Here is a 14,701-nt window from a genome sequence, read left to right as displayed (position 1 = left end):
GGTGATCGCGGGAGCATGCAAGCCGCACGCCTGCAATAGTCGGGGATGGAACACGTGAAGACCTGTTGACGGGCTGAAACCGTCGGTCGGCCAGCCCACAATGCCACCGACTCTGCCTGCGATTTCTCTGCGCATCGATCCTCCTATGGGTTGCGTCGCAAACTCCAGCTGAGGTCGCAAGGGCAGGTTGCGGCTTTGTTCATTCAGAGGACCCCCTGGAGGCAATACCAGGAGGATTCCCTATAGGGCACTTCCCGATTTACCACCGGTCATTCCGAACCACGTTCGGCGGCTTTGAAGACACTCATTGAGCGCGGCTAGGTAAATCAGGGTACGACCTGCCGGGTGTCGATGCCGCTTTTGAAGCAGGCATCGGCACCAGCTCGGTGAGCGTCGCCCGCGCAATTCAGCGGACGCGCTCGATACACCCAGTCGAATCGTGCCGCAACTTGCCGCGCCGACAGGGCGCCCGAAGACTTCAGACTTGTGACCGAAGGTCTACGCCCAGTCCTCCTCCCATTATCCACCTCCCTCAAATCAAAGTGGACGTTCAATCTGAACAAATTACGCCATCGTATCACAAACGACTTACCGATCCCCGACGTGCTCTAGCCTTAGTGCTTGTTAAGAAGGTCGGCTACTGTCTCTCCGCGTCGCCGGGCATCGGCGGCGAGCCACACCTCCCCCACCTCATACACGTCGCCGTGGGTACTGAACGGCACAATGACGTCAATGGCAGCCGACAGCAGGTCAAGAAGCGTGTGGTCTTCCACAGCAGCTCCTTGCGGGCTGCTCTTGACGAGTGAAAAGAGCTTTTTAAAGCCTTGGACCGGATCCGCCCCATGAATCGTTGATATTGATCCCGCATGGCCGGAGACGACTTCGCTAAGGTAGGCCCAAGCAGCATCATCGCGCATCTCGCCAAGCAATATTCGATCAGGGCGCATGCGCAAGCTGGCTTGCAACAGTTGCTCGGCTGTCACCGCACCTACGCTTGCTCGGTCCTTCGGATAGAGTAACCGGACATGGTTCTCGTGCGGGATTGCAAGTTCGAGCGTGTCCTCGATACTTATCAGCCTCTCTTGCGGGGGTATAGCGTTGATCAAAGTCTTGCTCATTGTCGTTTTGCCGCTTCCAGTAGGTCCGCAAAGCAGCATCGTGAGCCGCCCGCAAACGCATGCTCGCAAAAATTGCTCCAAGTCACCATGGTCGTAGTGCTGAAGAATCGTTTCGTCCTGCCGCTCTTGGCGCTCCTTTCGTGACCGCCATTGATTCCAACGCGAGTATTCGTAGCGAGAAGAAACTTCCTTGAGTTCGGTCACACGACTTGAGGGACGCCGTATCGTCAGGCTTATTGTTCCTGAGGGAACAGCGGGCGGCAAACAGATCTGCAGCCGCTCTCCGTTCGGCAGCTCAGTCGCACAGAGGGGGCTTTGCGGTCCGACATCTTGCTTGCGCAGCGCTCCAGCGAGGATCGCGATGTCCTCCAGATCGTCATAAGATAGCGGTAGCGGATGTTTCGTGAAAACGCCGGCCTGTCGGACAAAGGCTTCCCCAGGCCGGTTGATAGCGACCTCTTCGGTCCTTGGCTCCTCAAGCCATTTCAAAACAGGGTTGAGAAGCAAACGCAATTGAGGGTCAGCCTCCGGTCGCATTGTTGTCTCTCCGGCGTTGGCGATGTTGGGGGGCTGGCGCCACGGCGATCGGTCTAAGATCGTATACATCTGAGAAATCGAGGTCCCGAGCCACAAAGATCGATACAGCATCTCCCTGGTTTTTCTTCAGAGTTGGCGGAACGTTGATCGTTGCTCTAAGGGTCGTGTCAACGGCTTGTCCGGCGTTGCTCTGGAAGCTGTTGATGCCGCTTCCTCCACCTGAGCTGCCAGCGTATTGACCGGCGGCCTGAAACGCGCCTTGAATGACGCTCATGAGCATTGCTCCGCCAAAGCGCTGCCAGAAGTGATTATCCACCGTGCCAGGCATTCCGGAGCGGCCGAGCTCGTCAGCGCCCGGCGACGCTAGCGAAACGAGGGCATGGTCAGGCGTTTCGATGCGCGTCCACAGCACGAAGACACGCGCATCCCCCTGTTGGAGACCACGCTGGATCTCGCCAATCACGGTCGTCCCGCGATCCAAAAGCACCACGTTGTTGGTGGCGCCGCGGACGTCTTTAGGTAAGACGCACTTCACATAACCCGGTAAATTTGTGTCGACTGCCGTTTGCAAAATGCAGGGAATTATCGTTCCTTGGGTAATCACGAGATCAGGGTGCGGCAAAAGTGTGGCCCGGCTTGGCTCCTGTATATCTGGCTTCAATCGCCCCGTCAGATCGCCAGCGTCTGAAATCTCATGCGAGGTCGCGGGAGCATCCCTATGGTTGTCTTCGCTCCGCTGACCGTCGTTGGGCATTTGACCGCTGCCACTGTAGGCGAAAATTGGTGTTTCCTCCGGCGGCGGATCAGCTGGCGCCGGAGGCGGCGTGGATGGCGCAGGATCTCCTGCCTGCGCCGCCTGTACGGGTGCTGGAGCTTCGGGAGCAATCTCAATCGGCACGGGGCGGAATGGCTCGGCGTCGGCGACAATTGGAGGTTTTGGCTGAGTTGGCTCGTCTTGTGTGCTGGGACGACCGCCGAGCCAGATGAGCGATAGAGATGAGATGAGAACAAGAGCAGCGACGGCCAACTTCTGCAATCCCGAAACATGCCGGCGGGCCGGCTCCGAGACCATCGATCCTGAGGCATGGACATCATGTCCCGACTGTGGGCCGGTTTCATTCATCGGCCGGGCCTTTCAAAACGCGCCACACGTCGGGTGTCACTGTACCGGTCACTGGCGCTCGTCCCACAGGGTCATAAGCCCTGTTGAAAATGGACAAGACCGTATTGCCATCTCTCAGACGCCATTCCCGGGCGACTGCGGATACTTCAACATAGTCTCCTTTGACCGTGTAATTGGCAGCGGCTTCCTTGCCGTCGGGATTGATAATGTAGAGGGAGGGTATGCGGGAATTGCTTGCGAAGCCAAATACGGTGGTAAAGCCATTATCGAAAACTTCCAGCGGCGCCAGCGATCGATCGCCCTTTGCGACGTAGTGAAAATTGCTTTCGTCCGGACTGGTAGTTGCGGCGGGCCGATTCAACAAATCCTGAACTCTCTCGTCGCGCAGCACTTTCGCCCGGGCCTGACCAAGAATCGAGCGCCTTTCTGCGTCCTTTCTCTGAGCAGCAGCCTCATCAGCAGGATAGGTGAACTGCACACTGTAGTATAGGTCAGGTTGCTGCTCATCGAGTTTTGGCATCGCTCTCGTTGAAATACTGAAGACGTATCTCCGTGTACCGGACTCACTCTCGGCCAGCACGATGACCGGCTGCGGCGGGAGCATCCGGCTAGCCTTAAAAAAGAGATAGTTGGCGCGCGGGAGCGCAGCCAGGTCTTTGCTATTGGAAACGGCCACGGCTGCGACTGTCTCGTTGGCCGCGAATGTGACAACCAGCGTTGCCCCCACTGCGGTAGACAGGCGCACCACTTCGTCAGGACGGTAAGCCAGGTAGCGCATGCGCGCATCATGCTTGCCGGCAAGTGGTGTGTCTTCCGCGGACGCTTCCATCGTTAAGAAGAGTGAACAGACCAGCGCGAGAAACGCTCTTTTTGTCATGGCTGCACATAGCCCAGGTTCGATACGCTATCTTCCGAGCTTTGATAGGAAGTGACGAGTAGACCTCCCGGATTGGTGAGCCTCGATTGCCCAGGCAGACCCGTCAAGCGCTCGTAGCGGATGGTAGCTGTCCAGGTGGTCACTATCGGCATCTGCCCATCGACAACAAGCGTACGTTTGTAACGGATCTGTTGAACGTCCGGACTGATGTCGTTTGAAGAAATATGCCCGACCTCGAGCTTGCCGCGTTTGCCGACCGTGACTTGCGGCGAGGTGGGATTCGGATAGTTGAAGAAATCTTGATATTGCTGTCGCACAGCCGGCGCGCTGAAACTGGATACGAGGTCATAGGCGTATTGGGCTGTATCTGCTGTGTACCCCTCGCGCAGGCGTACATATTCCCACAGCGAAGCATTTATGACGGCTCGGTCTTGGGTTGCCGGCAGTCGAGAGACTGACACTTCGCTGTCGACGGTCCCATCCGGCCGGACCCAGAGGAACACAGGTACGAGCTTGGCCAACGGGACCATGGCAGCAATGGTAAATGCCTGGGCAACATTTCCTAGGACCGCCGCTGCGGCAAAGGCTATCAGGGCCTTTGACAGGCGCCGCGCAGACTTCGCTCGTGAAGTTTGAAACGCTTCCACCTTCTTATAGTGGGCGGCTAGCGTTTCTCTCTCCACCAGAAGGGCATGTTCAGGAACTTTCACTTTGGCTCTTCCGCGCATTCGACCTGAAGATCCTCAGGGGTGGTTTCCCATTGTCCCACGTTCAGTTGGAATGGGGCACCCGCGCATGTCGCAAGCCCATGGCTCGTCTTGCAGGCGGCCAAAGCGAGGATTGACAGAAGTAGGCAATATTTCATGTTTTTGGCACCGAGCTTGTCGATTGATTAACCACCCGCCGTTTTGGCAAAGTGGCGATTGAGGCTGTTAAGAGGTCGGTTCGCACCTCCCCAAGAGCCGCCGGCGATGCTGCTGGCGATCGTCGGAAGCGCGACGATCAGAGCGTCACCAGCTAGGAAAAGCATGTCGAGCTCGTAAAGCCCGATGATCTTGGCTGCTGTCGTGCCCGAGAATTTGATCATCAAAAGCATGGCTGCCAGCGAGACTGCTTCGGCAGCGATTACTATCGTTGCAACGATGTTGAGGAGGAGAAGCAGCAGCCCGTACGAGAGCAGTTGGCCGATCCATCTGGTGGCTATGTCTCGAGTGTGATCAAAAAGGTAGCCTACAAGGACCAGGGGGCCGATCGTCAAGAGCACCTTCGTCAGAATTCCAACGGCATCGTAGATCTCGAACGCTGTCCACAGCGCGCCGTAGAAAATCCATTGCGCTCCCTCGAAAGCAAGTATGTCCTGGCCGTTCATAGGCCCAATTTCGGAAGCAATCAGCTGAAAGACATACTGGCTTGAAGCAAACATGAGATCGAGCTTCTGGGGGATTCCGATGAAGGGCAAGTCGCTGCCACTGATGTCGTGAGCCAACCTCGGAATCGTGTCGTCGAAGAGCGCTTCAATGTACTGCTGATAGTTGGCCTGCCCTAAGATAAGGGCGACGACAATCGACACCATGATTACGCGCGAGATACCCCCGCGCGCATCGACTTGACCACGCATGACCAGACAGCCTTGGATTATTATCCAGAGCGTGACACACGCAACCAGAGGCGCACTGACCGCCGCTTGGACGTTTTCAAGCACTTTGTGCAGCCCGGACGTGAAGGCCCCATGAAAGATCGTGTGTATAGTCGTGAATGGCGCGGGAATTTTGAAATTCATGGCGTGAGCCTGATGTGTCCCTGATCAGCGCAGCTGAGCCTGATGAACTCTGTGTGGTTTACGGGAGGATGCTAAACATATTAGCGGTGTCCTGATGTTCGCGACGCTGCGTGGCGGCCTCCTCCACGGCGTGAAGGCTCCCTTGTGCAGTGGCCATTGTCAGCAGACTCGTGGCCTGGACATTTTGGATCATCGCATCGTGAATCTGCTTGAGGACCAGACCGTTGGTCACGGTGGCCTGCATAATATTTCCCGAGCGGGAAAGCTGACCAAGCGTGCCGGCGTTATCCTTAAGGCGCTTGTCCATCATGCCCAAAGTGTCGGCTGCAATAGCTGCGGCATTGGCGGCTCCGGCGATTTGTCCCTGTAACAGTTTCGCTTCTGAATCGGTGCCGTTGACTATCCGATTTGGGTCCTTCGCAATGTTACGGGCCATAATCGAAGCTGGCGCCCGAGCATCAAACATCTGCTCCTCCAGCTTATTGCTCGACGGGTAGTGATTTCCTTGGTTCAGTGAGCTTAGCAGTCCCGTGACAGCGAATGACGACGTTAGAATTGTCACCATTTCAATCGTGGTAGCGAGCGTCTCGATTGACCTCTCAAGGATCGCCGCATTGGAAAGCGCTGTTAAGGTCGCTTGTGTTTCTGTTACAGGGTCGCTGACGATAAATTGCGAACGGGCCTGTCCGTGAAGCAGAAGGGAAGCAGCAAGGGTCGTTACTGCAAGTTTGGCAAATTTCATGAATATTCCTCCGTCAGTCTTGAACTTCGTGGTACCGGGCCATGAACTTGTCGAGCCACCCACTTGGGGCGTCTCCGTGCTGGTTACGAAGCTGGTCGGCAAAGCGCACTGTGTTGGCCCGCCCCGAGAGTACGGCTACGTACTCGCGCATCTGCCCAAGATCGAATTCGCAGACAATACTCCCGCTATCGCGCTTGAGCAAAAACTTGCGGCTGCCGATTGCCATTCCCTGGCGGATTGCCTCGAACTCCTGCGCAGTGCACTTCAAGCCATCGACATACGCAGAGCGGTCCGCCGTCGGTGATGGGTAGAAAATTTTCGTCATACATTGCGCAACGAGACTAGCTCCGAGAGGCGATTCCAGAACGTGTTCAGGCTGCTGCGTTGCGAGTATCAACATGCCGTTGTTTTTGCGGACCGTGAGCAAGAACTTGTCGATAACGGCCGAGAATTGGGGGTTGAGTAGATAGAATCGAAATTCGTCGCAGCTCATGACGAACCGACGACCATCGACGATAGCGCCCACTCGATGCAGAAGGTATGCGGCGGCCGGTGCACAGACCTCCTCATATTCCAGGAGCTGCGTCATGTCGAAGCCCGTAATGGAGGCATCCAGCCTTACTTCGTCCACGTCGCCGTCAAAGGCCCATCCAAGCGCCCCCCCTCTACACCACCGCTGCAGCCGTGCTCCTGCGCCCTCGGAGGGGCTGTGCAATAGGAACTCGCGCAGGCCCGCAAGTGAGCGCATAGGGGGTTCGAACGAAAGCTGACGAACAATGCCGCGTTCCAGCCGACGGCTTTCCTCCGGCGAGATCGGACCACGGCCGTCACTCTCGATCAGGGCCATCAACCACTCGCGCAGAAAGTCCCGGGAGGCGGAGGTGTTGTCCAGTCCACGCAGAGGGGCCAAGCCGCTCGGAGCGCCTCTGCGCAACGCAAGATATGTCCCTCCCGTGGCTCGCACCAGCAGTTCACCACCCCGATCCTTGTCGAAGAAGACGATCGCACCATTGCGATCGACCAAGCTTTGCTCAAGCATCGCGAGGACAAAGGTCATCAGCGTCGTCTTGCCTTTGCCAACGGGCCCGAATATTGCCGTCATGCCGACGTCATTCTCATGGGGGATGTAGTCGAAAGAAGTTCCACCGTTTGTGCGAAAGCGCGCAACAGCATTGCCCCAGTGGCCGGAACTGGAACCGCTTGGGAAGTTCTCAAATGAGACGAGCCCGGCAAAATTGTGTGAGGTGATCGCCCCCGGGCGCGTGCGCCACCTGTTGTTCCCCGGAAGTTGGGACCAATATGCGGCCTCCATGCCGATGCCCTCTTGGACGATAACGGCGCCCGCGTCGGCCAGCCGTGCGCGGGCACTTGCTGCGCGATCTGCAAGGCTATTGAGGCTGTCGGCATAGACGCACAGGCTCAGATGATGCGAACCCATCACGAATTCGTTGCTTGCCAGTGCGTCCTCTGCCTCGGCAAGTTCATTGATCTGGGTGAGAGCCTTGTCGCCGGCACTCGTCATCTGGCTGGACTTAAGGCTTAGTTTGGCATGAGCTTGTGGGCGAGTGAGGAAGGAAAAGCTCTGGCTCAGGACAAGCGGGAAGTTGGCGGACAGCAAGGAATTTAGCATGCCCGGCCGCGTCGTCGCCGGATATTCACGGAACGAAAACAATGATCCGACGGAGCTATCCCCGGGCCTTCGAATCTCAAGCGCCCGCTTCCCGCAGATGACCTGGTCAGTGTAGATCGAGGCGCCAAGTGAGCCGGTAACCATCGGAACCGGAAGAAACCGGCAAGTCATCATGAGCCGAAGCGCCTCGCCGATTTCCGTGAAGAGCACGTTGCCTTTCTCACGAATGCCCAACCGGCGCAGACCGTAACCGCCGAGTGCGCCAGCAGTGATGTGCCAGAGGTCTTCCAGGCTCCGCATTTGGGTGGCTAGATCGTGCTCATTCCGTCTGCGGGACTTGGCAATCCGCAAGCCGATCTTGCCGATTGCGGTGCGGGGGGACACGATCAAAGTGAGGAAGTGATCGTTGCGAAAGAGCTTTCCCGACAGCACACGACGCTCGTAGGCCTCGCTCAGACTGCCAGCGAATGCACTTTGAAACTGGCGCGGCGCCGGCGCCGGCACATCGTTGTGTCTCACAAGATGAGCGTATATCGAGACATTGTCATCGGCGATGTTGCGCAAGAGAGTGTTGAACGCGCGGCAGCGCGAGTTGCGCATCTCAGCGTCTTCCAAATCAAAGGGCACACCGTTCACATGTGCCATGGCCATGATCGATCCGTCTTCCAGAAGGACAACCTGATCGCTTACGTGACCAACATACGGAAGGTAGATCTCGCCAGACCTCTCGGTCCGGCCGCTGGCGCCGAACATTACACCATTCCTCTTCCGCGTTTCGGCACTCTGATCGGATTGGCGCTGACGCTTGCGCCTCCCCAGACCGGCCCGTCCACGCTTCTGCCGGCCGTCTGCAAATAGAGCAGCACGACGGTTGCCGCGTTATAGTCACGCTCAACAACCAGCCGTGCTCCGAACCAGAGTGGCACGAGAACGATTTCGTAGAGCGGGTTCTGAAGGATAATGATAACAAGCCCAGCCAACATCATGAGCAATCCGGCCAGCGTCAGCGGCACCCCCAGAAACAGTGCGGGGCGCGTCGCCGCCACATAGAGGGTGCTCACTTCCAACCGGTCGCTCATCAGCCGCCGCCTATGAGCGCCTTGCCCAGGAAGCTGGCCCCGAACATGATGACGATCCCTCCAACGACACCCGCAACCAGGCCAAGTGAAGCACGACCGAACATCCAAGAGATACCGATGGCTACGAGCCCGAGCACGGCCAGTGATTGTCCAAAGGGGCCAAGTATGAACGTGCAGATATTCTGGACCATCTTGGCAGGATCCGTCCCTCCGGTCACCTGAGCCGCGGCTGGCCCGCTGTAGAAGACCGTCCACGCCGCGCCTGCAGCAGCGGCCGGTACATATTCAGCCGCCATGCGCAGCATGGAAAAAGGCGAAGGAACACGCGTTTTAAGCGCACGAAGTATCTTGAGTGGCGTCATCATTGCATCTCCATGTTTCAATCGAATACGAGTTTGTTCGGGTTCGCGGGTTCCCGTGCTTTCGCAGCCTGGCTGCCTGTCGGATCGGAGGGATCGGCCCCGGAGCGGTCCGGCTGATACGAGCCCCAGATGTCCCAAGAATCTTGGTTGGGCTGCTTCTTTCTATTGGCCTGTTGGCTCTGCTGGAGCAGAGGCGGCACGGCTTTCCGACCGGGTGCCTCAAGGTGCGGCACATCTCGAGCAGTCGGCTCCAGCGTTCTCTCAAGGAGACTTGAGATGTCCTTTGCGGCCGACTCGACCTTGCGTACATAACCGTTGGCGAAGCCATGCGTGACGTCGCCCGTGTTATAGGCCGAGATGGCACGGCGAAGCGCCAGTTGCTGTGCCACAGCAGTGGTGCCGCCGGCATATCGGCTTTCAAGCAAGTGGGCGGCAGCCGAAAGCGAGGCGCAGGGCTCGAAAGCCCTTTCCGGCGTGAGATTGAGCATGGCAAAGTTCTTGCTGTTTATCTGCATCAATCCAACATCGACAGAATGTTGTGCTTCGAGGCGTTCCTTGATGCCCCGCGTGGCTTCCAGGTGGTCTATCCAGCGAAGCTGCTCACCTGTGGTGTTGTCATGAGCCACCAGCGTTTCAAAGCCACTTTCAATCTTGGCAATCGCGGCGAGGGTGGACGGCGCAACCCAGGGGGCGCATTTGCGCGACAGGCTGCGGAACTCACGCGGAGAAAGTGGCGCGGGCTCGGCTGGGAGTGACATGGATGTCATCAGGACGATGGCCAGCGGCCAAGCTGCAATAAACATTCCCTATCACCTACCTTTCCAAGCCGCCGGACGGGTTCTGGCCCTGTCCGGCACGCGCTTATCGGGGAGGTTTGTTACTGTGTGATGTTCAAGTTCAGCTTTTCGGTTTCAACTGAAGCAAAGACCGTGTTCGTATCAGCGTGGGTGAGCATCTTGCGCATGCGTGGGTGGCGCGGGCCCGATCAGCCAGCGACATCCGGAGCATCTTGGTACAATGACTCCTGTACAGGATTGCTCGTCCCGGCCGTCCGTTGCTCCTGGAGTGTGGGCCGCGACTTCGGCGTCATGGATGGTACTTCTGTCAGCGCCAAGCCAAGGACAAAAATGGGGAGCTTGGCGGGTTTGTTCAGGCTCGGGATCACCGTGGGGAATCGACGAAGGCGATAAAGCAGCCCAACTTTGCCGGTATGCTGCCGGTCCTCAAAGAGCAGCCATGCGCGGCCCTGCACACTCAGATCATTGCTTGAGACGCGAGCTCGTCCGCGAAGCTGGCTCGAAGGCGCAAATCCGCGGGGGAGAGGGTCAACTGGGAAGACGTGGCGGCGCAGCCCATCCTGGTGCGAGCCTGGTTCAGCTGTTCCCGCCGTCAAAGGGTGGATCATGCACAGTCCCATCGGCAGAAATCCGCACGTCATTGACGGAGTCCGACGGCGCAATGGACAAGCATAGTGACACGCTCAAGATGAAGGAGTTGCAGTAACTGAGAAATGTTAGCCCGGACGTTCACCGCAACCGGCGACCTGCCGGTCGCCCGAACAGCATTTGAGGCCGCCGGCCACCTTGGACGAAGCCGGCTTGGCAGGAGACATACTATTTGGCACAAGGCCGCTGCAGCGAATCACGGTCTTCTTCCGCCGACCGCCTATCCGATCAAGCCAAACGCCGCGCTGCTCAACCATGTCCGAGCTGGATCCACGAGCCGGAGGATATCGAGATGATCCAGGTCCGCAAACTCCAGGATGACCAGGATGCAAGGGCATAGCAGGAAACCTGGCCATCCATGAGGTCAAACTCGAGTGATATTGGCAGGCCTGCACCAACGGGGGAGCTCGAAGCGAAAAAGCGAAGGACCGCACGGCAGGGTCATGTCGGCGCTTGAACCTGTCTGGTGGCCACGGGCTGCCTTGGTGCGGTCAATTCGCTGGGGATGAAAAGACCAGGACGAGCACGGCCTCACATTGGCCGCACGCCACGGCGAGTGGTATCAGGGGCAGCTGTTCTGGGTCCGTGCCCCAGGGTTGCTCGGCAACAGGTTTAGACAAGGGGATTCAAGATTGAAGGTGTGCCGTTGAAACATGTTCTTGTCATTGACGATGATGCCGCAATGCGGCGCCTCATCGCCGAGTATCTCACGATGCATGCCCTGAAGGTAACCGCAGTCCACGATAGCAAGCAGTTTGACTATGTTCTTTCACGTGAGCCAGTCGATCTCGTGGTTGTCGACCTTAACCTAGGCCGGGAGGATGGACTTGCGATCGTCCGCAATCTGGCGACAAAATCGGATGTTCCTATCATAGTGATCAGCGGCGACCGGCTTGATGAGGCGGAAAAAGTGGTTGCACTGGAGCTCGGCGCAACCGATTTCATTCCCAAGCCTTTCGGGATGCGCGAATTCTTGGCCCGCATTCGAGTAGCGCTACGCCAGCGCATTTCTAGTCCACGAACCAGAGAGCAGCGCTCATTTCGCTTTGGGGCCTGGAAGCTCAGCGTGAAGCAGCGGCGACTGATCTGTGCGGAGCGTGGCGAGGTCAAGCTTACCGCATGTGAGTTCAATCTCTTGATCGCATTTCTGGAGAACCCCCGCAACGTGCTATCCAGAGAACGGCTTTTGCTCGCGAGCCGTGTGCGTGGAGAAGAGGTGTACGATCGAAGTATCGATGTCCTAATCATGCGCTTGCGCCGAAAGCTGGAGGCTGATGCGGCCAACCCTCGCCTGGTCAAAACATCCCGTGGCGCAGGGTACTTCTTCAACGCTGACGTAGACGTTAGCTACGGAGGCACGTTGGCCGCGTGACAGTGAGCTATGCTGGAGATTGGGGTGACGAGGCTGATCAAGTCTTCCAACAGTACCAGCCTGATCAATTACGGCGAGAGCTACCGGTCCGGAGATCGCATCAGCCCCTCTCTGCATAGGCACGCGGCCGCCTGAATTGCCGATTTCGCTCAGCTGCTGCTGAATGGCGACGGCTTGCGGCGTGTTCAGGGCCCTGTGCGTCTCCGCTGGCCACAACAGCGCTGGGGAATGTTCATTGTTGGGACGACTCACTCGGGTGGCAGGTGGTTGCCCTGGTCAAGCGCATCCGGCGAAGGGCGGATCTGCTGTTCGCTGGCAGCCAAGACTGGGGGCGGCGGCCCGAACTCCGGCGTCCCAGAGCTTGCGAAAGCCTCCGACACGCTTCTGTTGAGGTCATCCCGTCCAGCGGGCATCCCTGGGTTGCTGAAAAAAGACGAGGCGGCTTGATGATCCTGCCCTCGCTGAAGCACCTCGCGAAACCCCTGTTCCAGTCGCAGAAGCTCCTCTGGATCGGTTGGCGGCTCGTCAGCTCGACCATCGAACAGCGGCCGGAGCGCCTCGGACACGTGCTGCTCAAAGCCCACTCGCCGGGCCTGGACCGCTTGCCCGTCTTCCAAGCCGGCGTCCTGCACCTGCGACAAAGCTGTTACACGGGATGGATTACTATTTCGCGGGTCCATACTAGCCTCACATCAAACTGTATCGTCAAAGTCCTGCGCCAATTCACACAGCGGGTCATCGAGTTGAGATTCTGCGGAGAGCGCCTCCTCTGCTCCCATCAAGGGCGCCGGCTCCGGGAGGGCGCCTGTCTGGCTTTCAAAGATGCGTTTCAGAATGCGATCCGAGAAATAACGCACCTTCCTCAATTTTAATGGTGGCAGACCTTTGATGAGAACAATCTCGTAGTCGTCATCGAGCAGCCGAACCTGTTCGGGACGCAATAGCGGTGCACCTTGATGTGAATTCTGAATGTTCCAGTCGAACGTTCGCGCCTGGCTGTGGGAAATCGATTTGGCTTCAAACGTGTATTCACCGATGGCCTTGGAAATGTAGTTCGGAGTCTCGTCATCAGCCGTGGCCATGAACACTTGCAGTCCGGTATTGCTGAGAAAATTCTGCTTGCCAGCCTCTCCATAAGCCCCCGTCAGTGCCGAAAGGCTTTGGATGATGAGCATGAAACGCCCCTTGTAGCCCGCGATAGTCGTGATTGCGGTCTCGATCGCCTCCAGCTTACCCAAGTGCTTGAACTCATCGAGCAGGAAGAGAACCTCGTGCTTTTCATCCCGGCGGGCCAGCGACCGCTGCAGAATTGAAACGATTTGCTGAAAAAACAAGCGTATCAAAGGCGCGATCACCTCAAGGTCGTTCGGACCAACGCAAAGATAGATGCACGTTCTGCGACGGCGAAGATCATATACCGAAAAGTCCGAGCGACTTGTAGCCGCCTTTACAGCGGGATCCGCCCACAGGTTGAGCCCGCCATCGCCGAGCACGGAAGTGTAGGAGGTTAGGATTTTGGTATCGTTCCCCGCCATGTCGTCGAAGATGCGTTGTGCCTCTTTGTTCTGGGTCTCCATGGCGAGTCGCGCGAAGAGCTTAAACTTCTCCCCCGGCTGGGCGAAGAGGTCATAGACGGCGCCGATTGTTGGCGTGCCCCGCTCGATGCAGGCAAGGATTCCCGCGACAAAGATATCTCGAGCGCCGCTGACGAAACCTTCCGCGCCCTCCCCCTTGGCCGTAATCAAGTTTGCGGCCAAGCGGCGGGCTTCGGTGAATTGCTGCTGTGGAGGCAGCGCTATAAGATCCAACAGCGGATTGTAGCAGTTTGTGCGCCGCTCCGAATCCAGCGGCGCGAATTTAAACACGTCGTCACCTGCCGCTTTGCGCGCCCTCGAGGTGAGCTCAAAGAGCTCCCCCTTGACGTCCAGAGCTATCACCGAGCCTTTGAATGTAAGTAGCGTTGGAATGACTATGCCGACGCCCTTGCCAGCGCGGGTCGGTGCAACGATGAGGCTGTGAGGCTGCTCGCCATTGGTCAGGTAGTAGCCAGGCCAGAAAGGGCCACTTGTCTTCCCAAACACCGGCCCTGTCACGCCACGGTATCGTCGCAGATATCCCGTGCGTCGCATTTCATCCACTCGAGCCCAACGAGCCGTCCCGTGGTGTTCGAGCTTGCGGCGCAATACGATCTGCTGAATCAGCAAGACGACCGCGGACGTCGAGAGCACGATAGCCGCGCCCCGATAGAAAACGGGGGTTGCGAAACCCAAATAGAAGGGCGTCTCAAACCAAAAGGCACGGACATCAAACGCCATCAGAGCCTCGCCGCTACCGCCGTGGCGGAAGGTTGCGTAAAGACTTGCCGCACAGAAGCCCACGGCGAGTGAGCACGCGATGCTAATGGCTATGTTGGGGGGCGTCGTTTTTGTTGAAAGCATTGTTCCATTGCCGGATTAGCCGTAGCTAATGCTGCGCGTGCTTCAGAGACCGAACCGACGTCGCGCGATGTCGCCGCTCGACAGATCGATGCCGCAGCGGGTGGTGCGATGCTTGCAGCGCATCACCCGGCAGACGTGGTTTTTGAAAGTTACACTAAGCAGGTACCTCAACGGCCAGCGAATTGGAAACGGCAAGGC

General features: G+C 57.8%; 14 protein-coding genes. 1 reads left to right on the top strand and 13 read right to left on the bottom strand.

The window, feature by feature from the left end; genetic code table 11:
- Window positions 1-614 precede the first annotated feature (614 nt).
- The 11 genes from virB11 to NKJ35_RS21265 form a co-directional block, all read right to left on the bottom strand.
- Window positions 615-1,655, bottom strand: a complete 1,041-nt coding sequence (gene virB11 / locus NKJ35_RS21315) for a P-type DNA transfer ATPase VirB11 (protein WP_023673699.1) — start codon at window positions 1,653-1,655, stop codon at window positions 615-617.
- The gene (gene virB10, locus NKJ35_RS21310; protein ID WP_023679589.1) at window positions 1,639-2,778 is read right to left on the bottom strand and encodes a type IV secretion system protein VirB10; all 1,140 of its coding nucleotides are present in this window, start codon (window positions 2,776-2,778) and stop codon (window positions 1,639-1,641) included. The genes virB11 and virB10 overlap by 17 nt, the downstream gene beginning before the upstream one ends.
- The gene (locus NKJ35_RS21305; RefSeq protein WP_352480564.1) at window positions 2,771-3,655 is read right to left on the bottom strand and encodes a TrbG/VirB9 family P-type conjugative transfer protein; all 885 of its coding nucleotides are present in this window, start codon (window positions 3,653-3,655) and stop codon (window positions 2,771-2,773) included. The genes virB10 and NKJ35_RS21305 overlap by 8 nt, the downstream gene beginning before the upstream one ends.
- On the bottom strand, window positions 3,652-4,365 hold the full coding sequence (locus tag NKJ35_RS21300; RefSeq protein ID WP_023679587.1) for a type IV secretion system protein VirB8: 714 nt from the start codon (window positions 4,363-4,365) through the stop codon (window positions 3,652-3,654). Before NKJ35_RS21300 ends, NKJ35_RS21305 begins: the two co-directional genes overlap by 4 nt.
- Window positions 4,362-4,520, bottom strand: coding sequence for a type IV secretion system lipoprotein VirB7 (locus NKJ35_RS21295; protein WP_081731114.1), 159 nt, complete (start codon window positions 4,518-4,520; stop codon window positions 4,362-4,364). Before NKJ35_RS21295 ends, NKJ35_RS21300 begins: the two co-directional genes overlap by 4 nt.
- A gap of 27 nt (window positions 4,521-4,547) precedes the next feature.
- Window positions 4,548-5,435: a type IV secretion system protein gene (locus NKJ35_RS21290; protein WP_023762840.1), complete on the bottom strand. Its 888-nt coding sequence runs from the start codon at window positions 5,433-5,435 to the stop codon at window positions 4,548-4,550.
- 58 nt (window positions 5,436-5,493) lie between these two features.
- Entirely contained in the window at window positions 5,494-6,177 is a 684-nt protein-coding gene (locus NKJ35_RS21285; RefSeq protein ID WP_023673704.1) for a TrbJ/VirB5 family protein, read from the bottom strand.
- A gap of 13 nt (window positions 6,178-6,190) precedes the next feature.
- Complete coding sequence (gene virB4 / locus NKJ35_RS21280; protein ID WP_023685155.1) at window positions 6,191-8,560, bottom strand: type IV secretion/conjugal transfer ATPase VirB4; 2,370 nt, start codon at window positions 8,558-8,560, stop codon at window positions 6,191-6,193.
- Window positions 8,560-8,886 carry a type IV secretion system protein VirB3 gene (locus NKJ35_RS21275; RefSeq protein ID WP_352649452.1) on the bottom strand — a complete coding sequence of 109 codons (327 nt, stop codon included), beginning with the start codon at window positions 8,884-8,886 and terminating at the stop codon, window positions 8,560-8,562. Before NKJ35_RS21275 ends, virB4 begins: the two co-directional genes overlap by 1 nt.
- Window positions 8,886-9,191 carry a pilin major subunit VirB2 gene (gene virB2 / locus NKJ35_RS21270; RefSeq protein WP_023673707.1) on the bottom strand — a complete coding sequence of 102 codons (306 nt, stop codon included), beginning with the start codon at window positions 9,189-9,191 and terminating at the stop codon, window positions 8,886-8,888. Before virB2 ends, NKJ35_RS21275 begins: the two co-directional genes overlap by 1 nt.
- A 74-nt stretch (window positions 9,192-9,265) precedes the next feature.
- Window positions 9,266-10,051 (bottom strand): type IV secretion system lytic transglycosylase VirB1, encoded by a 786-nt coding sequence (locus NKJ35_RS21265; RefSeq protein ID WP_352480565.1) that lies wholly within the window; start codon window positions 10,049-10,051, stop codon window positions 9,266-9,268.
- A gap of 1,288 nt (window positions 10,052-11,339) precedes the next feature.
- Between NKJ35_RS21265 and virG the strand changes: the two genes are divergently transcribed.
- Complete coding sequence (gene virG, locus NKJ35_RS21260; protein ID WP_023685159.1) at window positions 11,340-12,065, top strand: two-component system response regulator VirG; 726 nt, start codon at window positions 11,340-11,342, stop codon at window positions 12,063-12,065.
- Window positions 12,066-12,313: 248 nt separating this feature from the next.
- On the opposite strand, the gene NKJ35_RS21255 is transcribed toward virG, so the two are convergent.
- Both NKJ35_RS21255 and virD4 read right to left on the bottom strand, forming a co-directional pair.
- Window positions 12,314-12,682 carry a hypothetical protein gene (locus tag NKJ35_RS21255; RefSeq protein ID WP_352480566.1) on the bottom strand — a complete coding sequence of 123 codons (369 nt, stop codon included), beginning with the start codon at window positions 12,680-12,682 and terminating at the stop codon, window positions 12,314-12,316.
- Window positions 12,683-12,757: 75 nt separating this feature from the next.
- A complete protein-coding gene (gene virD4 / locus NKJ35_RS21250) occupies window positions 12,758-14,503 on the bottom strand; it encodes a type IV secretion system ATPase VirD4 (RefSeq protein WP_352480567.1) in 1,746 nt (581 codons plus the stop codon).
- Window positions 14,504-14,701: the final 198 nt, after the last annotated feature.

It is taken from the genome of Mesorhizobium sp. M0136 (assembly GCF_040322515.1).
Lineage (GTDB): Bacteria > Pseudomonadota > Alphaproteobacteria > Rhizobiales > Rhizobiaceae > Mesorhizobium.
The sequence above is the reverse complement of the archived record's forward strand: the minus strand, read 5'-3'. Positions and strand labels throughout refer to the sequence as shown.

Bases quoted from the DNA above. Each gene is read 5' to 3' on its own strand.
- NKJ35_RS21285 (WP_023673704.1), bottom strand. From the start codon at position 6,177: ATGAAATTTGCCAAACTTGCAGTAACGACCCTTGCTGCTTCCCTTCTG.
- virB2 (WP_023673707.1), bottom strand. From the start codon at position 9,191: ATGCTGCGCATGGCGGCTGAATATGTACCGGCCGCTGCTGCAGGCGCG.
- NKJ35_RS21275 (WP_352649452.1), bottom strand. From the start codon at position 8,886: ATGAGCGACCGGTTGGAAGTGAGCACCCTCTATGTGGCGGCGACGCGC.
- virB11 (WP_023673699.1), bottom strand. From the start codon at position 1,655: ATGCGACCGGAGGCTGACCCTCAATTGCGTTTGCTTCTCAACCCTGTT.
- NKJ35_RS21290 (WP_023762840.1), bottom strand. From the start codon at position 5,435: ATGAATTTCAAAATTCCCGCGCCATTCACGACTATACACACGATCTTT.
- virB10 (WP_023679589.1), bottom strand. From the start codon at position 2,778: ATGAATGAAACCGGCCCACAGTCGGGACATGATGTCCATGCCTCAGGA.
- NKJ35_RS21265 (WP_352480565.1), bottom strand. From the start codon at position 10,051: ATGTTTATTGCAGCTTGGCCGCTGGCCATCGTCCTGATGACATCCATG.
- NKJ35_RS21295 (WP_081731114.1), bottom strand. From the start codon at position 4,520: ATGAAATATTGCCTACTTCTGTCAATCCTCGCTTTGGCCGCCTGCAAG.
- virB4 (WP_023685155.1), bottom strand. From the start codon at position 8,560: ATGTTCGGCGCCAGCGGCCGGACCGAGAGGTCTGGCGAGATCTACCTT.
- virD4 (WP_352480567.1), bottom strand. From the start codon at position 14,503: ATGCTTTCAACAAAAACGACGCCCCCCAACATAGCCATTAGCATCGCG.
- NKJ35_RS21305 (WP_352480564.1), bottom strand. From the start codon at position 3,655: ATGACAAAAAGAGCGTTTCTCGCGCTGGTCTGTTCACTCTTCTTAACG.